Raw genomic sequence first — 23,013 nt, 5'->3', positions numbered from 1 at the left:
GAACATTCCCTGGATAAAGAGTTAAGGCAAAAGACGATCGGGCAACAGGCGCATCAACTGGGTGTCGAACCAGGCCACGAAGGCCGGTGACGGCACGGCATCGACCGTCAGGTACCACCAGTCGTCAGCCGCGAAGGCACGGCACTTCACCGCATCCTTCTCGGTCATCACCAACGGCAATGACGGTGTGAAATTCAAGGCCTGCACGCTGTATTCGGCGTGGTCGGCAAACGCATGGGGGATTGCCCGCCAGTCTAGCGCTTCGAGGGTATTGAAGAAACGTTGCGGATTGCCGATCCCGGCCACCGCGTGCACCGATTGACCGGGCGCAAAATGCGCCAGCGGCTGGCGCTCGCCGCTGCGCAGATTGACCAGCGACGTCGGCTGCAGGTGAAAGGCGAAACCCTCTTCACGATCCGCCGTGGCACCGTTGAACAGTACGCCATCGACGCTTTGCAGGCGCTCGATCGGCTCGCGCAACGGACCGGCCGGCAGGCAGCGCTTGTTGCCCAAACCACGAGCGGCGTCGATCAGCACCAGCTCCAGATCCCGCGCCAGACGGTAATGCTGCATGCCATCGTCGGAGAGGATCAGGTCCAGCGGTTCACTGGCGAGCAAGGCTTTGACCGCGGCACTGCGATCAGGGTCGATCATCAGCGGTACGCCGGTGCGCTGCACGATCAACAGCGGCTCATCGCCGGCGATATCGGCGCTCTGCTCGGCGGTGACCCGCCACGGCAGTTGCGGCGGTTTGGCGCCGTAACCACGACTGACCACGCCGACGCGCAGGCCGGCACGGCGGCAATGCTCGATCAGCCACAGGATCATCGGCGTCTTGCCGGTGCCGCCGACGGTGATGTTGCCGACCACGATCAACGGCACCGGTGGCTGATAGATCGGGCCTTCACCGTCGAGAAAGCGTTGGCGCTTGTTGACCACCACGCGGCGGTAGAGCATTTCCAGCGGCCGCAGCAGCGTCAGGGCCGGGTGCCCCTGATACCACGCGGCGAGCAAACGATCGGACAGGCTCATCAGGATTTGGGCGCCGCCTCGACCGTGGTCATGCGCAGATGGCTGAAACCGAGCTTGCCGGCCGCGTCCATGGCGGTGATCACCGATTGGTGCTGGGTCTTGCCGTCGGCACTGATCGACAACGGCATGTTGGTGTCACCGTTGGCTTCTTTCTGCATGGCTTCCATCAGCGTCGCCAGGTCGTTCTTCGGCAGAATCTTGTTGTTCACCGAGAACACACCTTCGGCGCTGATCGCGACGTCCAGTTGCTTGAGCTGCTGGTCTTCGGCAGGCGAGCCGCTGACCGATTCCGGCAGATCAACGCGCAACTGGGTCTCACGGGTGAAGGTGGTGGTCACGACGAAAAACAGCAACAGGATGAACACCACGTCGATCAGCGACGCGAGGTTGATGTCGATCGTTTCCCGGGGTTTGCGACGGAATTTCACGCTTTGTCCCCGGCCAGATCGACGTCACGGTCGCCCTGCACCACTTCGACCAGTTTGATCGCTTCCTGCTCCATGCCCACCACCAGTTCATCGATGCGGCGCTGCAGGAAACGGTGGAAGAACACCGATGGAATACCGACCATCAGGCCCGCTGCGGTGGTGATCAGTGCCTTGGAAATACCACCGGCCAACACAGAAGCGTTGGTGGCCATGCCGGAACCGGTGAAAGCGCTGAAAATATCGATCATGCCCAGTACCGTGCCCAGCAGGCCCAGCAACGGTGCCATGGCAGCAATGGTGCCCAGCGCGTTGACGTAGCGTTCGAGCTCGTGAATCACCCGCGCGGCGGCTTCTTCGATGCATTCCTTCATGATCTCGCGACCATGCTTGGAGTTGGCCAGGCCCGCGGCGAGGATTTCACCCAGCGGCGAGTTGGCGCGCAATTCCTTGAGCTTTTCTTTATTGAGCTGCTTGTCCTTGATCCAGACCCAGACCTGGCCCAGCAGATGCTCGGGGGTGACGCGGCTGGCGCGCAGGGTCCACAGGCGCTCGGCGACAATCGCCATGGCCGCGATGGAACTCAGAATGATCGGCAACATCATCCAGCCGCCGGATTTGACCAATTCCCACACAGTGACAGTCCCCTCGAAAAAGTGCGCCACTTTACCATACCGGTTCGCGATTAAGACCCGCCGCCCCGACGACCTGATGCCGCATTCGCCGATCCCGCGATCAATGGTGTTTCACCGCCAGAAACGCCGCTGTTGACGCATCAGCCATGGCGCCTGAAAGCCGCCCAGGCGCAGATGAATGGCGCCGTGCTGCGCGCTGTCGTAGATGCGCAGCCCTTGCTGGCGATAACGCGCCAGCACCAGCGGATGCGGATGCCCGAACGAATTGCCCTGCCCCCGGGAGATCAGCACCGAATGCGGCCTCAGAGCCCGAAGCAGTGCCATTGAAGACGAACTGCGGCTGCCATGATGCGGCGCTTGCAGCCAATGCGTTGGTAGCGCCAACGGACTCTCCAGCAGAGCCCGTTCGGCAGCCGTGTCGATATCGCCGGTCAGCAGCAGACGCTCGCCATTGGCCTCGATCTGCAACACACAAGAGCGCTGATTACTGTCTTGGGCCGCCGACCATTGCCACAGTTGAAAACGGACCCCATCCCACTGCCACTGGCGTCCGCTTTCGCAGGCCTCGGCCTGCAGGATGGCGGGCAGGCCGGGCGGATCGCCGCTGATCACCCGTGTCACTTTCAGGCCCCGCGATACCGCCAGCGCACCACCGGCATGGTCGGCATCGGCATGACTGAGCAGCATCAGGTCGATGCGCTCGACCCCCAGTTTGTGCAGCGCCGGCAGCACCACCCGCTGCCCCAGATCGAAATCGCCGAAACGTGGCCCGGCGTCGTAGAGCACCGTGTGATGACGTGTGCGGATCAGGATCGCCAGGCCCTGACCGACATCGAGTTGCCAGATATCAGCCAGTCCCTCGGCCACCCGCTCGCGAGGCGGCGCCAGCAAAATCAACAGCAACGGCCAACCCAATGGTCGCAATGGCACACCGCGCGGCAACAGCAACAATACGGCCCCGAGACTGCCAATCAACAAGGTCCACCACGGCAGCGACGGTGAGATCCATGCCGGCCAGATCCCGGCGATCACCAACAAGCCGCGAAACAGCCAGTCGATCAAACCACCGGCCAGCCACAACAAGCCTGCACCGACGTAAGGCACCGGCAACAATAGCGTGCCCAGCAGCGCTGGTGGCAGCACCAGCAGACTGACCCACGGCACCGCCAGCAGATTCGCCAGAGGGCCGCTGAGGCTGATCGGCAGGTTCAGCGCCAGCAACAGCGGGCACAGGCCCAGCGCAATCAGCCATTGCGCCCGGGTCCAGGTCTGCCACCAATTCCACGCGCCGAGGCGCCCGCCGAAGGTGAAAATCAAAATCCCCACGGCGGCGAACGACAGCCAAAAACCGGGACGCAAACTGGCCAACGGATCGAATAACAGCAGCGCATTGAAGGCCAGCAACAGCGGCCACCACGCGCCGAGATGGCGAAAGCGCAGGCGCCACAACAACACCAGCCCGACCATCACGCAGGCCCGTTGCACCGGCACATCAAACCCGGCGAGCAAGCCGTAGCCGAGCGCTGCGGCAAACGCCAGCCCACAGGCCCATGGCAGCCAGGGCCAGCGCAGCGGCCACCAGCCATAGCGCGCCAGCCCGGCGATCAGCAGATACACGACCGCCGCCAACATCCCGATGTGTTGACCGGAAATCACCAGCAGATGCACGGTGCCGGTGTCCTGCAGGATCTGCCAATCCTCGCGACTGAGCCCGGAGCCGTCACCGAGCACCAGCGCCGCCAATGCACCGCCCCGGCCCTGCGTGTCCACTTCAAGCAAGCGCTGGCGAATGCTGTCGCGCCACGCCCAACTGGCCTCGGCCAGGCGCTGACCGTCTTTGATCGTGCCGGTCGCGCCGATGCGTTGCGCCAGTAGCCACGCTTCGTAATCGAACGCATCGGGATTGAGCAGGCCACTCGGGCGCTTGAGCTTCACCGCCAGCCGCCAACGCTCGCCGCTGTTGAGCGGCGGCCCGGCGTGCCACGCCAGACGCATCAACGACGGCAATTTCTCGTGTCGCGAGCGGGCATCGGCCAGCTCGAAACGCACGACGCCCTCGCTGGTTTGCGGCAAGCCGACCACCCGCCCCTCGACCCAACGGGTTTCGCCGTCAAGCGCTGCGGGCAGGCGATCATTCAACGCCGACTGCGCACCGACGCACGCCCAAGAGAAACCGAACAGCAGAAACGCCAGCGGATAGCTGCGAAACGGCAGCAACATCAGCCCCACCAGCGGCAACAACATCATCAACCCGACCGGCGGTAAAACCGGCAAAAAAACGGGTACCAGCAGACCGACTGCCAGCGCCATCATCCCTGTGCGCATAAGCCTGTCCTTGAGGGTTCCTGCGTTAGGCATAGCTGCTGCGAAGGCGGGGCGTAGTCAACAATTGTCACAAAGTCTGAATGGGCGCTTCGTAGAATCCAGACATACTTGCCGCCTTAACCGACCGAGAAGCCTTATGCCCCGGCGCTTATTCAAACGTTACATGCCCGACCCGACGAGCATCAGGGAACACAAATCCTTACGCTTTCTCGGCAAGTTGTTGCATGACCCCAACCTCTGGCACCTCAATCGTCACTCGGTGGCCCGGGCGATGGCCGTCGGCCTGTTCGCCGCGTTCCTGCCGATTCCGGCGCAGATGCTGGTGGCGGCCGCACTGGCGATCACCGTGCGCGGCAACATGCCGATTGCCGTCAGCCTCGTGTGGCTGACCAACCCGATCACCATGCCGGCGGTGTTTTTCTGTACTTATCAGGCCGGAGCCTGGTTGATGAATGTGCCCGCCCGCACCCTGCCCGACTCCTTGACCTGGGAATGGATCAGCGGAGAGCTCTCGACCATGTGGCAGCCGTTTTTGCTGGGGTCGGTGGTATGCGGACTGCTTCTGGGCATCCTCGCCTACTTCACGGTGATGCTGTACTGGCGCTGGTGGGTGGCGCGGCAATGGGCGCGACGCAAAAAGAACCGCGTGCATTGAATGCAAAACGGCCTCCGCAGTGGGAGGCCGTTTATTTTTGTGTTGTCTGCATTCGCGAGCAGGCTCGCTCCCACATTGGATCAGGTCCGCATTCCGCGCCCACTCACCAGCAACCGCGCACAACCGAGGTACAACACCACAGTCGCCACCAGCATGAAGGTGATCGCGATACCGATGCGGATATCCGACACCCCGAGAATGCCGTAGCGGAAAGCGTTGACCATGTGCAGCACCGGGTTGGCCAGCGACACGGTCTGCCAGAACGGCGGCAGCAAGGTGATCGAGTAGAACACGCCACCGAGGTAGGTCAGCGGCGTCAGCACAAACGTCGGGATGATCGAAATATCATCGAAGTTGCGCGCAAACACCGCGTTGATGAAGCCCAGCAGCGAGAAGATCGTCGCGGTCAGAATCACCACCAACAAGGTCACGCCGAGGTGATGCACCTGCAGATGGGTGAAGAACAGCGACAGAATGGTCACGATCACCCCGACCATCAGACCACGCAGCACGCCGCCGATGGTGTAGCCGATCAGAATGGTGTGCGGCGACACCGGCGAGACCATCAGTTCCTCGATGGAACGCTGGAACTTGCTGCCGAAGAAGCTCGAGACCACGTTGCCGTAGGAGTTGGTAATCACCGACATCATGATCAGCCCCGGCACGATGTACTCCATGTAACTGAAGCCACCCATGCCGCCGATCTGCTTGCCGATCAGGTTACCGAAGATCACGAAATACAGAACCATGGTGATCGCCGGCGGCAGCAGGGTCTGCGGCCAGATTCGGGTAAAACGCCGGACCTCACGGTAAACGATGGTATTGAGGGCGACGAGGTTGGGGCGCAATTCGGAACTCATACCGCCACCTTCGACAGATTTTTCTCCACCAGGGACACGAACAGCTCCTCGAGGCGATTGGTTTTGTTACGCAGGCTCAGCACTTCGATGTTCTGTTGCGCCAACTGAGTGAACAGCGCGGTGATGCCCATGGATTTGTCGACCTGGACCTCCAGGGTATGGCCGTCGAGCAACCGCGCGGGATAGCCGATCAATGGTGGCGCAGCGTGCAAGTCGTTTTTCAGATCCAGCAGGAAGGTCTCGACGTGCAATTGGCCCAGCAGCTGTTTCATGCTGGTGTTCTCGACGATGGTGCCGTGGTCGATGATGCCGATGTTGCGGCACAACTGCTCAGCCTCCTCCAGATAGTGCGTGGTGAGGATGATGGTGATGCCTTTCTGGTTCAGCTCGGTGAGGAATGTCCACATCGAACGACGCAGTTCAATGTCGACGCCTGCGGTCGGCTCATCGAGGATCAGCAGGCGCGGCTCATGCACCAGGGCGCGGGCAATCATCAGACGCCGCTTCATGCCGCCGGACAGCGAGCGCGACGGCACATCGCGCTTGTCCCACAGGCCAAGCTGGGTCAGGTACTGCTCGGCGCGCTCCTTGGCGATTTTCGCCGGGATGCCGTAGTAACCGGCCTGGGTCACGACGATGTCGAAAGTCTTTTCGAACTGGTTGAAGTTGAATTCCTGGGGCACCACGCCGATCGAGCGCTTGAGCGCGGCGGGGTTCTTGTCCAGGTCATGACCGAAGATATTCACCGTGCCGCTGGTCTTGTTGACCAGGGTCGAGAGAATGCCGATGGTCGTGGATTTGCCCGCGCCATTAGGGCCGAGCAAGGCGAAAAAGTCACCTTCGGCGACGTCCAGATCGATACCACTCAAGGCCTGGAACCCGTTGCCGTAGGTTTTGGTTAGCTGCCGGATGGACAGAGCGGAACTCATATCGGATTTACGCACCAAGAAGGGAAGAAAAGGAAAGATTGGGCCGGGAGGCGAACAAAACAACCACGGCGCGTGAACGCAATGGTGCTTGCCGCCGCCACACAAGTACAGTCAAGAGTGTCGATAGTTATTATCAAGTCAACGCGGTCATAACCGCTTTCTGATAGGCCGGACGCTGCTTCAACCGTGCGTACCAGGCCTCCAGATGCGGCTGCGCGGCGCGTTCGATGGGCATCTCGAACCAGGCATAAATGAAACTGCCGAGGGGAATATCGCCCATGCCGATTTCTCGGCCGGACAGGTATGGCTGGCTGGCGAGGGCCTGATCGGCCATGGCCAGCAGGGCCGTGCACTCCTTGATTGCGGCGTTGATCGCTGGCCAGTCCTGCTGGTCCGCTGGCGTACGCACCACACCCCAGAACACCGTGCGGAACGGCCCGGCAAAACTCGAGGTGGTCCAGTCCATCCATTTGTCGGCGATGGCCCGGGCTTGCAGGTCTGCCGGAAACCATTGGCTGTTCGGCGCATGTTTGGCCAGCAGGTAACGCACGATCGCATTCGATTCCCACAGCACGAAGCCGTCATCCTCGATCACCGGGCCCCGGCCGTTCGGGTTCATCGCACGATACTCAGGTGTGTCGACCACCCCGAAAGCGCCACCCGCGTCAATCGCCTCATAGGCCAGGCCAAGCTCTTCGGCGGCCCACAGTGGCTTCCTGACATTCGATGAGTTTTTCCGTCCCCAGATCTTCAGCATGACCGCCTCTTTTTCAATGCGTGGGCAGGCAGCATACGCCGGATCATGTACGGCTCAAATCACTCTGCATATCGCCCAGCACCTTCGCCTGATGTTCGCCGAACAGGTGCGGGTAGCACTTTTCCAGATGTTCGAAGAAGAACTGTTCCGGCACATCGGCGAACTGCCCGTGATCGACCAGATACTCCATCAGCAACGCGCCGTCTCGGTTGTACGGGTGGAAAACGCTGTCATGGATCCCGTCAAAGTCCAACGGTGCGACGTTGAACAGTTCGCACAGTTGCTGGTTGAAGGCCGGTGTGGCCTTGACCCAACGGTCGTTGAGGAACAGCTCGGTGTAGCCGTGCATGGCGAACACATCGCTGCGCAACAGCTCCAGCAAACGCGGGGTCGACAGGTGATTCCTGACGTCGGCCAGACCGATGCGTGCGGGAATGCCGCAATGCCGCGCACACCCGGCCAGCAAGGTGGCCTTGGGCACGCAATAACTTTCTCCGGTCGCCAGCGCATGGCTGCCACACAGGGTCTGCGGGTCGAGGCTGAACGTGTAGGGGTTGTAGCGCACCGCTTCACGTACGGCGTAATAGAGACCGAGCGCCTGCTCGAGCGGGTCACGGCTGGCACCGCGGTGCTGTTCGGCGAACTCCACCACCGCCGGGTGGTCACTATCGATGAAGCGGCCGGGACTCAGATACTCGCGCATTACGATGTTCTCCTGGGGGAGCCCCGAGTCTAGCGACAGCTCAAGCACAGAGATAACGACGTTTCGGCCAAACATGCACGCGAAGACGCGGGAATGGCGAACGATTTCCCACGGGTGTTGCCCACCGAACCTACGAAAACCATCCGGGGTTTCCCACGAGTTCAATCACCATGTTCTGACCACCCGTTTTACAGATGCCGTCTAAGCTCTGGTGGGTCGGTTGGCCCTGGTTCACGGAGGATTACATATGCTGTTGTTGTGGATACTGGTTCTGATCGTCGGTGTGGCGTACCTCGCTCACCGCCGCATCGCCCCGCTGCCCGCGTTGGGCATCGTCGCCATTTACCTGCTGGCGATGGGTATTTTCAGCCATGCGCCGGGCTGGTTGCTGCTGGTGCTGTGGGTCGTGCTCGCGGTGGTTGCTGCGCCGTTGCTGCTGCCCGACCTGCGCCGCAAACACTTCACCGCGCCGCTGTTCAACTGGTTCCAGAAAACCCTGCCGCCGATGTCGCAGACCGAACGCGACGCGATCGATGCCGGTACCGTCTGGTGGGACGGCGAGCTGTTCAGCGGCCGTCCGGACTGGGACAAGCTGCTGTCCTACCCGAAAGCGCAACTGAGCGAAGAGGAACAGGCCTTTATCGACGGCCCCACCGAAGAGCTCTGCGCGATGGTCACTGACTGGCAGATCGGCCAGTCGATGGACCTGCCGCCAGAAGCCTGGAGCCACATCAAGGAACACGGCTTCTTCGCCCTGATCATTCCCAAGGAATTCGGTGGCAAGGGCTTTTCCGCCTACGCTCACTCGCAAGTGGCGATGAAGCTCGCCACCCGCAGCGGCGACCTCGCCTCCACCGTAATGGTGCCCAACTCCCTCGGCCCGGCCGAACTGCTGCTGCATTACGGCACCGATGAACAGCGCAATCACTACCTGCCGCGGCTGGCCCGTGGCGACGACATTCCGTGCTTCGCCCTCACAGGCCCGCTGGCCGGTTCCGATGCTGGCGCCATGCCGGACACCGGGATCATCTGCAAAGGCCAATGGGACGGCCAGGAAGTCATCGGCCTGCGCCTGAACTGGGAAAAACGCTACATCACCCTCGGTCCGGTGGCGACCCTGCTCGGTCTGGCCTTCAAAGCCTATGACCCGGAGCATCTGCTGGGTGACAAGGAAGATCTCGGCATCAGCCTGGCGCTGATTCCCACCGATACACCGGGCGTGGAAATCGGCCGTCGACACCTGCCACTGGGCGCCGCATTCATGAACGGCCCGAACTCGGGCAAAGACGTATTCATCCCGCTGGACTATCTCATCGGCGGCCAGGAAATGCTCGGCAAGGGCTGGATGATGCTGATGAACTGCCTGTCAGTCGGGCGTTCGATTTCGCTGCCAGCCGTCGGCACTGGCGCGGCCAAGTTCACCAGTCTGGTGACCGGTCAGTACGCGCAGATTCGTGAGCAGTTCAACGTCCCGCTGTCGGCCTTCGAAGGCATTCAGGAAGCCATGGCGCGGATCGGTGGCAACGCCTGGATGATGGACGCCGCACGGATGCTGACTGCCAACGCAGTGGATCTGGGCGAGAAACCGTCGGTGCTGTCGGCGATTCTCAAGTACCACCTGACCGAACGCGGCCGCGAGTGCATCACCCACGCCATGGACGTGCACGGCGGCAAGGCGATCATCATGGGTCCGAACAACTACCTCGGGCGCAGCTGGAACGGCGCGCCGATCTTCATCACCGTGGAAGGCGCCAACATCCTTTCGCGCAACCTGATGATCTTCGGTCAGGGCGCCATTCGCTGCCATCCCTTCGTGCTCAAGGAAATGGCCCTCGCCGGCCGTGAAGACAAGGAACAGGCACTGAAAGAATTCGATGGCCTGCTGCTCAAGCACATCGGTTTTGCCGTCGGCAACGCCGCCAGCACCCTGGTGCTGAACCTGGGCTTTGGCCACTTCGAACATGCGCCAGGGGACAGGATCAGCCAAGGTTATTTCCGCGCACTCAATCGGCAGGCAGCGGCTTTCGCCATGCTCGCCGACTTCAGCATGATGTTGCTGGGTGGCGAACTGAAGCGTCGCGAACGCCTGTCGGCGCGTCTCGGCGATGTATTGAGCAACCTGTACCTGGCCTCCGCCGCGCTCAAGCGTTATCACGACCTGGATTCGCCCGCGCATATGGAGCCGCTGTTCCGTTGGGCGATGGAAGAAAGCCTCGGTCAGTCGGAACGGGCACTGGATGAGCTGCTGAGCAACTTCCCGAACAAAGTGTTTGGCTGCCTGCTGCGGGTGATCGTGTTCCCGTTCGGCCGTCGCCACAAAGGCCCATCGGACAAGCTCGGTGCCGAAGTGGCAGCTGTTATTGGTCGCGCCAAAGGCGATCCGACTCTCGAAGAACTGCTCGCCGGTTGCTATCGCCCGCAGTCCGCCGACGATGCCGTGGGTGCCCTGCAACACGCCAGCGATCTGCTGGGTGCCGCGCAACCCCTGCACAAGAAACTGCACACTGCGCTGAAAAGCGGCCAGGTCAAACCGGCGGCGGGCGAACACGCTATCGACGCCGCACTGGAGGCCGGGGTGTTGCAAGCGGCGGAGGCGCAAACCCTGCGCGATGCTGAAGCGGCACGGCGAAAGGTGATCGACGTCGATGATTTCGACAAGGAAGAACTGAAACAGGCAGAAGGCAAAGTCCGTTGATGCTGACGACCGTGTAGCTGTTTATTTGTGAAAAACGGGCGCGAGAGCTTTATACTCCCGCGCCCGTTTTGCTCTTGAGGACTTATCTCGTGTCCAACGTCGTTGCCGATCATCTTGTTTTGCTCGACCACCTGCGCAGTATCCTGGTCGCCGTAGGTGAGGCCGATCAGGTTCCCGAAGAAAGCCATGCCTTGTTCCTGGAGCGCTTTGACGAACTGCTGGCATCCCTGCCGATCGATCCGATCGAAAGCCAGTACCTGGGCCAGGACATCCTGACCCAAGTGATTACCCGCTATCCGCAAATTGCCCACCTGATCCCGCGGGATCTGCTGTGGTTCTTCGCTGGCGACTGCCTGCACTACCTGTCCGATGAAGAAATCGACCTGTATCAGGCACTGGAAGAACGTCGCTACGAAGCCGAACAGAACGACGAACCGTTCGACTGGAACCAGGAAAAACAGTTGCTGGCGATGTCTGCCCAGGACAGCAAGCACTGATTTAAGGGTTTGAAGATCAAAAGATCGCAGCCTGCGGCAGCTCCTACAGGGAATACATGTGATCTCTGCAGGAGCTGCCGCAGGCTGTGATCTTTTGCTTTTAAAGCAGGCCCTCACTCTCCGGCAATTCATACGCCATCGCCAGATTATTCGGCGCACCCGCCTTCCCCGGCTTGCTCAACGTCGGCTCTTTCTCCAGACACTCCACCAGATAATCGATGAACACCCGCAGCTTCGGCGGCAGATAACGCGTCGGTGAATGCAGCAGCCACAGCCCACCGTGATAGGACGCGAGGAATGTCCACTCCGGCAGCACCTGCACAATCAGTTTCTGCTCCAGCGCATAACGCGCGGTGAAGTACGGCAAGCTGCCGATACCAATGTGCTGCAACACGGCTCCGAGCCGCACGCCGGTGTGGTTGGCGGCATAGCGGCCACGCACACCGACCGTCACCGCTTTACTGCCCTTCTTGAATTTCCAGCGGGCATCGCTCGGGGTTTCTCCCAGATAGATACAACTGTGATTGAGCAGATCATGCGGATGCGTCGGTGTGCCGTGGTCGGCCAGGTATTGCGGGGTGGCGCAGAGCAAATGGTCGATGGTCAGCAATTGTCGCCCGACCAGCCCCGCCGGCGGACGGTCCGTAATACGAATCGCCAGGTCGACATGATCGTCAATCAAATCAACCTGGCGGTCTTCCAGCAGCAACTCGACATCGACTTTCGGATAACGCCGCAGAAACTCGGGCATGTGCGGATGAATCACGAAGCGCCCGACCGCTTTCGGCACGCTGACCCGCACCAACCCTTCCGCCTCGTGGGTGAACTGCCCACTGATCTCCATCACCGATTTGGCGGCGCTGACCATCTCCTGACAGCGCTTGAACACTTCTTCACCACCATCACTCAGACGCAATTTACGCGTCGTGCGCTGCAGCAAACGCGTGGCCAGAGCCTTTTCCAGTCGGGAAATGCTGCGACTGATCGCCGACGGCGACGAACCCAGCTGGCGGGCGGCTTCGGAGAAACTGCCGGTCTCCACGACCTTGACGAAGATCGCCATTTCACCGAGCAGCGGCAGCGGAAGATTGATGCTCACAGCGCACAAGTCCTTTGATGTTTGAACGGATTATCACGTTATTGCACGATTCATATAATAAAAAAAGACACTTTAATAAGGGCATGGAATATGACGCTTCGCCTCTTTTTCCATAGTGATGACCTCAAGGCTAATGTGGAAGTCCTCGACTGCACGCCCCACGAGAACGAATTTGCCGTGGTGTTGCGCGCCACGCTGTTTCATCCGCAAGGCGGTGGGCAGCCTTGCGATACCGGCATGATCGGCGAAAGCCAGGTGCTGCGCGTGATCCAGGAGCCGGATCGGATCGTGCATTACGTCGACCGTCCGGTGAAACTCGGCATGACCTGCATCCATGTCGATGAACAACGTCGCCGCTACAACACCCGCATGCATTCAGCCGGGCACCTGATCGGGCATTTCGTGCAAGCCATGGGCTGGACGCCGGTCAAGGCGCACCACTGGCCAGACGAAGGCCGGGTGCAGTTCAAACCCGGCGATGCGGCTCAGGAAGTCGACGCGCCAACCGTTCAATACGGTATTCGTGAGTGGATCGAACACGACCTGCCCCGCCTGACCTCGCTGCGTGAAGGCGCGCGGGAAATCGGTTTTGGCGAGCTGCCGGCCTACGGCTGTGGTGGCACCCATGTACGCAGCCTGAAGGATTTGGGCACAGTCAAGATCGCTTCCCTTTCGCAGAAGAAAGGCACGTTATCCGTCCACTACAGCGTGGATTAAGCATCTCGGACGCTGCCTCGCGCAGCGTCCGGCGCCGGGGGAACCGCACTCGCCGGTTCCGTTGACTATCGATAGATGGACCTAAAACAATGATGCTAGACGTCGAGCGTCTCGATGAGACGTGCATAAAAAAACTGGCCAACGAAGAAGTCCTCGCCATCCGCGTCAAAGGCTTTCTGCCGGAGCCGCTGGCGGTTCAGCTTGGCGACAAGATTCTTGCTCCGGGCTTTGAAGGCTACATCAACGCGCCGAGCATCGGCCGCATCGGCATGGCGTTTTACGAGGCGGAAAACCAGCCGCTGCTGATCGAGGACTACTTCGAACGCGCCACCCGCAACATCGCTGAACTGCGCGAACGTTGCGCCCCCTACTCCTCGCCGGTCGATACCCTGCGCTGCATGCTCGACGAGTCCTGGCCGGCCGGCGCTCATCTGGAAAACCTCTATGGCCGCAAGATGTATGTCGGCCTGTCACGGGTGGTCAAACCCGGTGTGTGTTTCCTCGCTCATCACGACATTTTCGCCAAGGACGCCCCGGACAGCTTTCAGGCCCGCAGCCTGGAGGCGCAGTTCGCCTGCAACGTGTACCTGAACATGCCGACCGAGGGCGGTGCGCTGCAGATGTGGGACGACGATATCAGCCCGGACCGGTTCGACGAGATGCGCGGCGACAGCTACGGCATCGACCCGGCGCTGCTCGGCCCACCGACCCTGGAAGTGCGGCCGGAGCCGGGCGATTTCATCATGTTCAATTCGCGCTGCATGCACTCGGTGACGCCGGGCGTAGCGGATCCGCGACTGAGCCTTTCATTCTTTGTCGGCTATCGCGGCAATGCTTCACCCCTGACCTTCTGGAGCTGAGATGTTATCGAACTACCTGGGCGAGTTTCTGGCACTGGCCACCATTCACTTTCTGGCCGTGGTCGCTCCCGGCCCGGACTTCGCCGTGACCATCCGCCAGAGCGTACGCTTCGGCCGACTGGTGGGCATCTGCACCGCACTGGGCATCGGCGCCGGTATTTCGGTGCACGTTCTCTATACTTTGCTCGGTGTTGGCGCGCTCATGCACACCACGCCGTGGTTGCTGACCGTGGCCAAGGTGATCGGTGGCGCGTACATCTTTTACCTCGGCATCAGCCTGATTCGCAGTAAACCGAAGTCCACGCTCGAGGGTGAAAACAATACCGACGAGCCGCTGGTCGCGCAGTCACTGTTCAAGGCGTTCAGCACCGGCTTTCTGACCAATGCGACCAACCCCAAGGCCACGCTGTTTTTCCTGGCGATCTTCACCACGATCATCAGCGCCACTACGCCGCTGAACATCCAGGCGCTGTACGGGGTGTGGATGTGCTTCGTCAACGCGCTATGGTTCGTGATCGTCGCACTGTTTTTTTCCAGCAGCCGGGTGCGGTCCCTGTTCATGCGCATGGGCCATTGGTTCGAACGCAGCATGGGCGTGATCCTGATTCTGTTCGCCGGCAGGCTGGTGCTGTCGATGTAAACGCTGCGCCAAAACAAAAGGCCCGATCCGTTCAACACCGATCGGGCCTTTTTCGTTTGTGCGCCGCTTTTGCATTTCTGTGCGACGGATCCCACTTCAGGGACTCCCCTTTAACACCTTCGTGGTGTTAGCTTGGAAAAGATTTGTTTCAACTTTCAAACACTTCCCCTGTAAATGCCTGCAAAGGAATGCCCACTGCAATGAATTTTTCCCTCAAGCGTCTGGCTGCCACAAGCCTGGTTCTGGCCAGTCTTTCGTCGTTCACCCTGCCGGCCCAAGCCAACATCAGCCCCGAGCAAAGTGCTGCGATCCTCAAGGCGTTCAGCAATACGACGGTCAGCGATTTTCGTCAGTTTCTCGGTGCGGTCGCGAGCAGCAATCCGGGCAAGACCGACAACCTCGCCCCGGCGATCAATGGTTTTCTCGACAACAAGACCCTGACCGCCGAGCAGCAGAACGAGATCAATCGCCTGCTGGGCATCTACACCCGCGCCAAGTACGGCAAAGCCGCCCTGGAAACGCTGCGCGAACTGGTGGAAATCCCGACCTTCCGCAAAGAAGGCGTGGCTCAGCACGACAATCCCGAGTTCATCAAAATCGCCGAAAAGATCAAGAACCTCGCCGAATCGTTCAACCTGAAATTCCGCAACGTCGACAACCGTGTCTATGAAATTTCCCTCGACGGCAGCGGCGATGACGTCGTGGGCATTCACGCCCATGCCGACGTGGTCCCGGTCACCCCGGAAAACTGGGTGCTGAAGGACGGCACCAAACTCGATCCATTCAAAGTGACGTTGATCGGCGACCGCATGTATGGCCGTGGCACCGAAGACGACAAGAACGGCATCGTCGTCGCCATGTACGCCATGAAAGTGATCAAGGAAGAAAAGCTGCCACTGGCACGCAACTTCAAACTGCTGGTGGACACCACTGAAGAAACCACGGGTGACGCGATCCCCTACTACTTCGAGCACAACCCGACACCGAACTACAACATGGCGCTGGATGGCGGTTACCCGGTGGTCATCGCCGAGAAAGGCTACGGCACGGTCATGGCCAATTTCCCGCTGCGCAAGGCTGAAGGCAGTGGCGCCGAAATCACTTCGATGACCGGCGGCCTGGCGACCAACCAGATTCCGTCGGTTTCGGTCGCTACTCTCGTCACCGACAAGCCGGAGCAATTGGCGGCGAGCCTGCAGAAGGCCGGCAACGAGTACGCGAAAAAACACGGTGGCGACTTCAAAGTGGCGGCAAAAGTTGACGGCAAAGACGTCAAGCTGAGCGTCACCGGTGTGTCCGCGCACTCCTCCGAACCCGAGTCCGGCGTCAACCCGGTCGCGCGGATGCTCGACTTCATCAACGGTCTCGACGGCAAGGTGGCGCTCAAGCACAACCAGATCACCGACGCTGCCCGCTATGCGTCCAACAACTGGGGCCTGGATTATCTGGGGAAAAAACTTGGCGTCGGCTTCTCCGATTCGTTCATGGGCCCGCTGACTGCTTCGCTGACCTACGTCGGTGTGGACGACAAGGCCTTCAAACTGGCTGTCAACCTGCGCGTACCGAAGGGTAAATCGCCAGAAGTGCTGCAGAAGGAAATCGCTGACAAACTCGCCGCCTGGAGCAAGAAAACCCACGTCGCCGCGGACTTCACCTACTCGATCGACGAACCGATGTATCGCAACCCGGAAGGCGAATGGGTCAAAGCACTGTTGGCGGTGGCCACTGAGAACCTGGGCATGAAGCATGAGTTCGGCACCTCGGCCGGGGCGACCTCGGTGCATGACTTGCCGAACGGCGTGCAATTCGGCCTGGCCCGTCCTGAAGTCAAATACACCGGCCATACCGACGGTGAGTTCAAGACGGTTGACCAGTTCCTGCTGGACCTGCAGATCGTCACTGAGATGATGGGTCGTGTCGGCCAGCTGCCGAAGCTCTGACAAGACACAGGCCCGTGATTCAGCGGGCCTGACGTGAAAACAGAAAAGGACCCGAAGGTCCTTTTTTGTTGCGTGCAAAATGCTGCACAAACAAAAACGCCGATCATCACTGATCGGCGTTTTTGTGAAATTGGAGCGGGAAACGAGACTCGAACTCGCGACCCCGACCTTGGCAAGGTCGTGCTCTACCAACTGAGCTATTCCCGCAATGGCGTCCCCTAGGGGACTCGAACCCCTGTTACCGCCGTGAAAGGGCGGTGTCCTAGGCCACTAGACGAAGGGGACAGGCTACAACTTTCACTAATAAAAACGCCGCTCACTGAGCGGCGCTTTTAGAATTTGGAGCGGGAAACGAGACTCGAACTCGCGACCCCGACCTTGGCAAGGTCGTGCTCTACCAACTGAGCTATTCCCGCAAATGGCGTCCCCTAGGGGACTCGAACCCCTGTTACCGCCGTGAAAGGGCGGTGTCCTAGGCCACTAGACGAAGGGGACACGCTACCCGGAACACATGGTGTGTGTTTCGGTGTCCAGAGCCGTCTCCGAAGATCAGGTTCTGGTTTCACTCAGCCCTGCCCGAAAGCAGTGCTGTTTAAAATTGGAGCGGGAAACGAGACTCGAACTCGCGACCCCGACCTTGGCAAGGTCGTGCTCTACCAACTGAGCTATTCCCGCATTGGCGTCCCCTAGGGGACTCGAACCCCTGTTACCGCCGTGAAAGGGCGGTGTCCTAGGCCACTAGACGAAGGGGACACACTACAACATTCACTCCCTGCCGCGTTTCGCTGTGTGCTTTACGCTGCAAGTGGCGCGCATTCTATGGATGGTTTGAGAGGTCGTCAACCCCCGAATATAAATTTATTTAAATCAATGACTTCGACCTGCTTTACGAGAGCATTCGGGCTTTTCCGTCGCCCGACGATTGACGCCTATATTCCGCCACTCGCCAAGGCGTTATAGTCCGCAACACGATGATGGCAATCTGCGCACCTTGCGCCAGCATTCATATAAGCAGTGTGCAGCCGATATACACAGAAGCTGCTGAATCAACTCGTCGAGCGGCGCTGGGCGCCCAAGTGCCCAGCCACTACACTCGCATGCGAACCCTATAAAGAGGTCTTACCGGTGACACCACTCATGATCACCCTGCTAGTCGTAGCCGGGATCGCAATTCTGATCGCCATTGGCTACATGAACCATGTGGTGGAAAACAACAAACTGGAGAAGGCCCGTACCAAAGTCGAACTCAACGACCGCCTGCGCCGCTGCGGCGAACTGACTGAAACCTTCCCCGGTCAGTTCATGACGCCGGCACTCAAGCTGCTGCTGACGCGTCTGGAAATGAACGTCTGCCAGCGTCTGCTGAACCTGGAAAAAACCAGCGCCACGATCAAGGCACGGATCACTGAACTCAGCGCACTGGTAGCCCAGGGCGAATCGATTCCGGTCAACAACCCGCCGGCACCGATCCTGACCGAAGCCAAAGCCAAGGACGTCCGCTTCCTGCTCGAAGCCCTTCACGGCCAGATCACCCGCGCCGCCCACGACGGCTTCCTGCCGCCGAACGAAGCCAAACACTGGATCAAGGAAGTCCGCCACATCCTGGTCCTGCTGCACATCGAGTTCTTCAACAACCTCGGCCAACAATCCCTGCAACAAAACCAGCCAGGCCAGGCCCGCCTCGCCTTCGAACGCGGCGTGCAATACCTGCGCAAACAGCAAGACCCGCAGATGTACTCGGAACAACTGCAATACCTGGAAAAACTGCTGGCCCGCGCCAACGCTCAGGTCATGGACAAAATTGCACCGGTCGAAGGCGAAGTGAACCAGTTGACCGAAGGCCTCAAGGAAGTTGAAGCCGACGCGGACTGGAAGAAGAAAGTGATCTACGACTGAGTGTCGAGAGTTAAGAGAAGCCACCGAGAGGTGGCTTTTTTGTGGGGGGTGAGCTGGCTGCCATTGAGGACATTCAGTTAGAGATTGGTCGGCTGTCAGGCCGCCATCGCTGGCAAGCCAGCTCCCACAAGATCAAGATCAAGGTCAAGGTCAAGGTCAAGATCACGATCAAGATCAAGATCAAGATCAAGATCAAGATCAAGATCAAGATCAAAAGATCGCAGCCTTCGGCAGCTCCTACACAGGATGAGCGCAAGCTCGGCTGCAGCTCTTGATCTTGCCGTACCGGCCCCGTCGGCAGGCTGAGTGGAGGGGTTTATCCGGGGGTGGGAGCGCAGCGACCGTTCGACGCAGTCGAACACATCGAGAGGAGGTGCAGCGAAGCAAACCGGAGGCGATGCCCCCGGATGAATCCCGGAGCGAAGGAACCCGAGCCTAAGCGAGGGCCGAACGCCGGGGCCCAGCGTTTTGGTTACTTTTGGGCGTCTGCAAAAGTGACTCGCCGTAAGGGCGAAACCGCCAGCCGCAACACCCGAAGCAACGGATAAACACCCAAAACCCCAGGAGCATGGTCGGCCCAAAGGCCGCCAAGTCAAACCACCCCAGCCAAATCTAAACCCGAGCCTGACTCTTGCTCCAATCCGTCAACAAACTATAAGCCACCGCCAACAACGTAGGCCCGATAAACAGCCCGATAAACCCAAACGCAATCAACCCGCCAAATACCCCAAGCAGCACAATCACCAACGGCAGATTCCCGCCCCGGCTGATCAGATAAGGCTTCAACACGTTATCCACGCCACTGATGATGAACGTGCCCCAGATCCCGAGAAACACCGCCATCCCGTACTCGCCCTTCCACGCCAGCCAGGCCGTCGCCGGAATCCACACCAACGGCGGCCCCATCGGAATCAGGCTCAACAGGAACGTCACGATCCCCAACACCAGCGCCCCCGGAACGCCGGCAATCAGGAACCCGATCAACGCCAGAATCGCCTGCGCCGCCGCCGTACCGATCACCCCGTTGACCACCCGCTGCACAGTGCCGGCCACCAGCTCGATGTAATACCCGGCACGCTCGCCAATCAGCCGCTCCAGCAGACCGTGCACAAACGCCGCCAGTCGCGGCCCGTCGCGATAGAAAAAGAACACGAAGACAATGCTCAGGGTCAGCTCGAGGATCCCGCCGCCGATCTGCGCACTGCGCGCCAGCAACCAGTTGCCGACCTGCCCCAGATACGGCTTGATCGACACCATCAGCGCGGCGCCCTGCTGATCGATGCTGTTCCAGACCCCGACCAGCCGCTCGCCGACCAGCGGCACGCTGCCGAGCCAGGCCGGTGCTTCCGGCAGGCCGTCGACCTGTACATCCTTGATGAACGCCGTGGCATCGCGCACGTGATCGGCCAGATTGAACCCCAGCCACACCAGTGGCGCCGCCACCAGCAGCATCCAGCCAAGGGTCAAAATAGCCGCAGCAAGTGATTCGCGGCCATTGAGCCAACGGGTCAACAGACGCATCAGCGGCCAACTGGCGAACGCCAGCACCGCCCCCCAGAACAGCGCCGACCAGAACGGCGCCATCACCCACAGGCTGGCACCAAACAGCACCAGCAGGAGAATCTGCACCAACAGCCGATCATTATTGAGCATGTAAAGTCTCGAAGAAGTCAGTCGGTCAAAGCGTAGGCGAACACGCCCCGCGTGCACGTACGATGCAGCTTATCGCAACAGATCAACGCGCAGGCCAGCGCCATCGGCGCTCCCCGCCTCCATCCGCGCCGCGCGCACGACCTGACCGATCAATGCCTGACGCCAGGCCTCGGCCTTCGGCCCGGAAATCGTCACGCGCTGGGTGGTGTCGAGGTTCAAGCCGCGGGAAATCAGTCGTAGCCAGGTGTCATCCGGGTCCCCGGTCAGCTTGGGAAAGTCCAGTTCGCCGGTGCTTTTGAGCTGTCGCAACAGCGTCGCCGACGTCGGAAGCAACTCGCCCAACGGCGCGCCCGCTTCGAACTGTTCGACATGCAGGTAGGCTTCGCGATTGCCACGGGTGATGCTGTAGAGCGCTACCAGGGTGTTGTCCTTCGGTGCGGCCAGACGCAACAGCAGATAGGCCTGTTGCTCGTCGGCACCGTACAGCTTGGCATTGCCGAACACTTCATTGGCCCACAGGCTGCTTTCGCCACAGTCGCGGGCCTGGCACCAGAACAGCAACTCGGCGTCCTGCTTTTGCAGGGCTTCGCGAGCAGCAGTGAAGGCTTCGGTGGCGGAGTGCTCCGGGGGCAATTCATAGGTGACCGAAGTGGTCTGGCCGCGCGCGGTGACCTGGCCGTCGAAGCGCAACTGGCCGCTGATCTTGCGAATCGAGCCCAGCGGATAGATCCGCTCGAGCTCCACCGGAGGGCGATAGTCGACAATCTGCGCATCGGCCAGGCGCGGCACGATCTGCAGATCCTGGCTGCCTGGCACATCGGCAGCGAAGAGAACGGGACTGAAACAGCACAGCGCCAACAGACTGAGTGACCGCATAGTCAGGCTCATCGGATCGGCATGGCTTGGCGGGTCGGGGTCGCAGCGGTATAGAAATCCATCGTGTTTGTCTCCCATTTCAACCCGCCCAGCCTCGACAGTTGCCCGGTGCAAGTCAAGGAATGGCGAAGAAGCGATTGAAACAGTCTGCGACAAGGTCGGCACCGGACTCATCGTTCAGGTGCAAATGATGCCCGCCCGCCAGCTGTTCCTGGCTAAAGGGTAGACGCTCCAGCAACTCCGGATGTCTGGCCAGCATGCCGTCGGCGGCGACCACCAGTTGCGCCGGACAGGCGATGCGCTGGACGAACGCCATCGCCTGTTCCTGAGTCAGGCGCAACGGCGATGGCAGAGTCAGCCGATTATCAGTGCGCCAGGTATAACCGCCGGGCACCGGCATCAAACCGCGTTGCGCCAGCAGTTCGGCGGCTTCGCGACTGACCGCCACCAGCCCTTTCATCCGCGCTTCGATGGCACGATCGAGGGTGTTGTAGACCGGTTTGCGCTTCTCGCGCAGATCCAGCTGCGCCTGCAGGGCCATGCCCATACGCTCGGCGGCGTTTTCGCCTTTGTCTGTAGGCGGAATCACCCCATCGATCAGCGCCAGATGGCTGATGCGCTCCGGCAACGAACCGGCCAGCACCAGCGAAACGATGGCACCCATCGAATGCCCGAGCAGGCCAAAGCGTTTCCAGCCCAATTGCTCGGCGACCTGCAGCACATCATGGGCGTAGTCCCACAGCGCATAACCGGCGCCGTTCGGGCGATGCCCGGAATGCCCATGCCCGGCCATGTCCAGGGCAATGATGCGCAGGCCTTTGAGCCTCGGCGCCAGGCGCGCGAAGCTGTTGGCGTTGTCGAGCCAGCCATGCAGGGCGATCACCGGCAGACCGTCCTCGGGGCCGAACAAGTGCGCCGCCAGTTCGATATGCGGCAGGCTCAGGCGCACTTCTTCGAAGGTCGGGCTCATGCGCAGTCCTTCTGTTGGCGGCGCTCCCAACGCGTAAACAGCTCTTTGAGCAGGCGCGCGGTGTCTTGCGGACGTTCGAGCGGGAACATGTGTCCGCCGGGCATGCTCAGGGCTTCCCCTTGGGGCAGGCGCCCGACGAACCGCGTGTGATGACGCATGACCACCCGGCTCTTGTGCCCGCGCACCACGGCCAGCGGCACCTGCAATTGGCGCGTACGGCCCGGGCTGGTGTGCGGCACGCCGCGATAGATGCTGATTTCGGTGGCCGGGTCGAAGCGCAAACGCAACTTGTCGCCGACCGTCTGCAACCCGTGTTGCAGGTAGGCATCGAAGCATTCCGGATCGAAACCGCGAAACAGGGTCTTGCCGGCAAAGTAGCTGCGCGCCGTGTCGAGGTCGGCGAACTCTTCGCGCCGCCCCAACGTACGTCCGGCCGGGGTCAGCCTGTCGATGAAGCCGAAACGCTTGGCCGCGCGGATCACCCATTGGTCAGTGCGGGTCAGCACCGGCGAGTCGAGCATGACCACGCCGCGATACAGCTCTGGGCAGCGCAATGCGGCGTGCAGGTGCAACACGCCGCCAAAGGAATGGCCGACGCCCCACACCGGTTGATCCTGCTGCTGCAAATGGTGGATCAGTTCGTCGACCAGGTTGTACCAGTTGTCGTCCGCCGGGAAACGCGGGTCATGGGCATGCTGCTCCAGATGCGCAACCCGGTACTCGGGCGCCAGCGCCGCGAACAACTTGCCATAGGTGCCCGAGGGAAACCCGTTGGCGTGGGCGAAAAAGATCGGTTGCGACATGCAGGTTTATCCATGAGCAGAAACATGCCGCTGATTGTCCGCAAGA

The 23,013-nt window shown here is 60.6% G+C and carries 22 protein-coding genes and 6 tRNA genes; 9 read left to right on the top strand and 19 right to left on the bottom strand.

What is annotated here, in order from left to right:
- Positions 1-21 precede the first annotated feature (21 nt).
- The 4 genes from lpxK to L6D63_RS12495 all read right to left on the bottom strand — a co-directional run bounded on the left by lpxK (position 22) and on the right by L6D63_RS12495 (position 4,417).
- The gene (gene lpxK, locus L6D63_RS12510) at positions 22-1,032 is read right to left on the bottom strand and encodes a tetraacyldisaccharide 4'-kinase (protein WP_131671687.1); all 1,011 of its coding nucleotides are present in this window, start codon (positions 1,030-1,032) and stop codon (positions 22-24) included.
- Positions 1,032-1,460 carry an ExbD/TolR family protein gene (locus L6D63_RS12505; protein WP_027612340.1) on the bottom strand — a complete coding sequence of 143 codons (429 nt, stop codon included), beginning with the start codon at positions 1,458-1,460 and terminating at the stop codon, positions 1,032-1,034. The genes lpxK and L6D63_RS12505 overlap by 1 nt, the downstream gene beginning before the upstream one ends.
- On the bottom strand, positions 1,457-2,092 hold the full coding sequence (locus L6D63_RS12500) for a MotA/TolQ/ExbB proton channel family protein (RefSeq protein WP_047295693.1): 636 nt from the start codon (positions 2,090-2,092) through the stop codon (positions 1,457-1,459). The genes L6D63_RS12505 and L6D63_RS12500 overlap by 4 nt, the downstream gene beginning before the upstream one ends.
- A gap of 111 nt (positions 2,093-2,203) precedes the next feature.
- Positions 2,204-4,417, bottom strand: coding sequence for a DNA internalization-related competence protein ComEC/Rec2 (locus L6D63_RS12495; RefSeq protein WP_131671688.1), 2,214 nt, complete (start codon positions 4,415-4,417; stop codon positions 2,204-2,206).
- 136 nt (positions 4,418-4,553) lie between these two features.
- On the opposite strand from L6D63_RS12495, the gene L6D63_RS12490 reads away from it, so the two are divergent.
- Positions 4,554-5,072, top strand: coding sequence for a DUF2062 domain-containing protein (locus L6D63_RS12490; protein ID WP_047295696.1), 519 nt, complete (start codon positions 4,554-4,556; stop codon positions 5,070-5,072).
- Between the two features lie 80 nt (positions 5,073-5,152).
- On the opposite strand, the gene L6D63_RS12485 is transcribed toward L6D63_RS12490, so the two are convergent.
- The 4 genes from L6D63_RS12485 to L6D63_RS12470 all read right to left on the bottom strand — a co-directional run bounded on the left by L6D63_RS12485 (position 5,153) and on the right by L6D63_RS12470 (position 8,321).
- Positions 5,153-5,932, bottom strand: a complete 780-nt coding sequence (locus L6D63_RS12485; protein ID WP_041069097.1) for an ABC transporter permease — start codon at positions 5,930-5,932, stop codon at positions 5,153-5,155.
- Positions 5,929-6,861, bottom strand: a complete 933-nt coding sequence (locus L6D63_RS12480) for an ABC transporter ATP-binding protein (RefSeq protein WP_121186661.1) — start codon at positions 6,859-6,861, stop codon at positions 5,929-5,931. The genes L6D63_RS12485 and L6D63_RS12480 overlap by 4 nt, the downstream gene beginning before the upstream one ends.
- 133 nt (positions 6,862-6,994) lie before the next feature.
- Positions 6,995-7,618 carry a glutathione S-transferase family protein gene (locus L6D63_RS12475; protein ID WP_236170337.1) on the bottom strand — a complete coding sequence of 208 codons (624 nt, stop codon included), beginning with the start codon at positions 7,616-7,618 and terminating at the stop codon, positions 6,995-6,997.
- Positions 7,619-7,661: 43 nt separating this feature from the next.
- Positions 7,662-8,321, bottom strand: a complete 660-nt coding sequence (locus tag L6D63_RS12470; protein ID WP_047295700.1) for a transglutaminase-like domain-containing protein — start codon at positions 8,319-8,321, stop codon at positions 7,662-7,664.
- Between the two features lie 247 nt (positions 8,322-8,568).
- Between L6D63_RS12470 and L6D63_RS12465 the strand changes: the two genes are divergently transcribed.
- On the top strand, positions 8,569-11,016 hold the full coding sequence (locus L6D63_RS12465; protein ID WP_047295702.1) for an acyl-CoA dehydrogenase: 2,448 nt from the start codon (positions 8,569-8,571) through the stop codon (positions 11,014-11,016).
- 89 nt (positions 11,017-11,105) lie between these two features.
- Complete coding sequence (locus L6D63_RS12460) at positions 11,106-11,513, top strand: PA2817 family protein (protein ID WP_041069086.1); 408 nt, start codon at positions 11,106-11,108, stop codon at positions 11,511-11,513.
- A 100-nt stretch (positions 11,514-11,613) separates the two neighbouring features.
- Here L6D63_RS12460 and L6D63_RS12455 read toward each other — a convergent pair whose 3' ends face one another.
- Positions 11,614-12,612 (bottom strand): LysR family transcriptional regulator, encoded by a 999-nt coding sequence (locus L6D63_RS12455; protein WP_041069083.1) that lies wholly within the window; start codon positions 12,610-12,612, stop codon positions 11,614-11,616.
- A 90-nt stretch (positions 12,613-12,702) separates the two neighbouring features.
- On the opposite strand from L6D63_RS12455, the gene L6D63_RS12450 reads away from it, so the two are divergent.
- The 4 genes from L6D63_RS12450 (at position 12,703) to L6D63_RS12435 (ending at position 16,769) form a co-directional block, all read left to right on the top strand.
- Positions 12,703-13,329 carry an alanyl-tRNA editing protein gene (locus L6D63_RS12450; RefSeq protein WP_131671689.1) on the top strand — a complete coding sequence of 209 codons (627 nt, stop codon included), beginning with the start codon at positions 12,703-12,705 and terminating at the stop codon, positions 13,327-13,329.
- Between the two features lie 89 nt (positions 13,330-13,418).
- Positions 13,419-14,189 (top strand): 2OG-Fe(II) oxygenase, encoded by a 771-nt coding sequence (locus tag L6D63_RS12445; RefSeq protein ID WP_095668580.1) that lies wholly within the window; start codon positions 13,419-13,421, stop codon positions 14,187-14,189.
- Between the two features lies 1 nt (position 14,190).
- A complete protein-coding gene (locus L6D63_RS12440) occupies positions 14,191-14,829 on the top strand; it encodes a LysE family translocator (RefSeq protein WP_047295709.1) in 639 nt (212 codons plus the stop codon).
- 200 nt (positions 14,830-15,029) lie between these two features.
- Positions 15,030-16,769, top strand: a complete 1,740-nt coding sequence (locus L6D63_RS12435) for a dipeptidase (RefSeq protein WP_047295710.1) — start codon at positions 15,030-15,032, stop codon at positions 16,767-16,769.
- 131 nt (positions 16,770-16,900) lie between these two features.
- Here the strand turns inward: L6D63_RS12435 and L6D63_RS12430 are convergent.
- The 6 genes from L6D63_RS12430 to L6D63_RS12405 all read right to left on the bottom strand — a co-directional run bounded on the left by L6D63_RS12430 (position 16,901) and on the right by L6D63_RS12405 (position 17,522).
- Positions 16,901-16,976, bottom strand: a tRNA-Gly gene (locus tag L6D63_RS12430).
- A 2-nt stretch (positions 16,977-16,978) separates the two neighbouring features.
- A tRNA-Glu gene (locus L6D63_RS12425) sits at positions 16,979-17,054 on the bottom strand.
- A gap of 55 nt (positions 17,055-17,109) precedes the next feature.
- Positions 17,110-17,185: transfer RNA gene (locus tag L6D63_RS12420), tRNA-Gly, on the bottom strand.
- Between the two features lie 3 nt (positions 17,186-17,188).
- Positions 17,189-17,264, bottom strand: a tRNA-Glu gene (locus L6D63_RS12415).
- 104 nt (positions 17,265-17,368) lie between these two features.
- A tRNA-Gly gene (locus tag L6D63_RS12410) sits at positions 17,369-17,444 on the bottom strand.
- A 2-nt stretch (positions 17,445-17,446) separates the two neighbouring features.
- Positions 17,447-17,522 (bottom strand) — tRNA-Glu (locus L6D63_RS12405).
- A 384-nt stretch (positions 17,523-17,906) separates the two neighbouring features.
- On the opposite strand from L6D63_RS12405, the gene L6D63_RS12400 reads away from it, so the two are divergent.
- Positions 17,907-18,665 carry a hypothetical protein gene (locus tag L6D63_RS12400; RefSeq protein ID WP_183082861.1) on the top strand — a complete coding sequence of 253 codons (759 nt, stop codon included), beginning with the start codon at positions 17,907-17,909 and terminating at the stop codon, positions 18,663-18,665.
- Between the two features lie 41 nt (positions 18,666-18,706).
- Positions 18,707-18,940, top strand: a complete 234-nt coding sequence (locus L6D63_RS12395) for a hypothetical protein (protein ID WP_236170336.1) — start codon at positions 18,707-18,709, stop codon at positions 18,938-18,940.
- 337 nt (positions 18,941-19,277) lie between these two features.
- Here the strand turns inward: L6D63_RS12395 and L6D63_RS12390 are convergent, their stop codons facing one another.
- The 4 genes from L6D63_RS12390 to L6D63_RS12375 form a co-directional block, all read right to left on the bottom strand.
- Positions 19,278-20,318, bottom strand: coding sequence for an AI-2E family transporter (locus tag L6D63_RS12390; RefSeq protein ID WP_047295744.1), 1,041 nt, complete (start codon positions 20,316-20,318; stop codon positions 19,278-19,280).
- A 69-nt stretch (positions 20,319-20,387) separates the two neighbouring features.
- A complete protein-coding gene (locus L6D63_RS12385; RefSeq protein ID WP_236170335.1) occupies positions 20,388-21,194 on the bottom strand; it encodes a DUF4892 domain-containing protein in 807 nt (268 codons plus the stop codon).
- A 115-nt stretch (positions 21,195-21,309) separates the two neighbouring features.
- A complete protein-coding gene (locus tag L6D63_RS12380) occupies positions 21,310-22,164 on the bottom strand; it encodes an alpha/beta hydrolase (protein WP_131671692.1) in 855 nt (284 codons plus the stop codon).
- Positions 22,161-22,967: an alpha/beta fold hydrolase gene (locus tag L6D63_RS12375; RefSeq protein WP_131671693.1), complete on the bottom strand. Its 807-nt coding sequence runs from the start codon at positions 22,965-22,967 to the stop codon at positions 22,161-22,163. Before L6D63_RS12375 ends, L6D63_RS12380 begins: the two co-directional genes overlap by 4 nt.
- Positions 22,968-23,013 lie beyond the last annotated feature (46 nt).

It is taken from the genome of Pseudomonas parakoreensis, from assembly GCF_021602155.1.
Classification (GTDB): Bacteria; Pseudomonadota; Gammaproteobacteria; order Pseudomonadales; family Pseudomonadaceae; genus Aquipseudomonas; species Aquipseudomonas parakoreensis.
The sequence above is the reverse complement of the archived record's forward strand: the minus strand, read 5'-3'. Positions and strand labels throughout refer to the sequence as shown.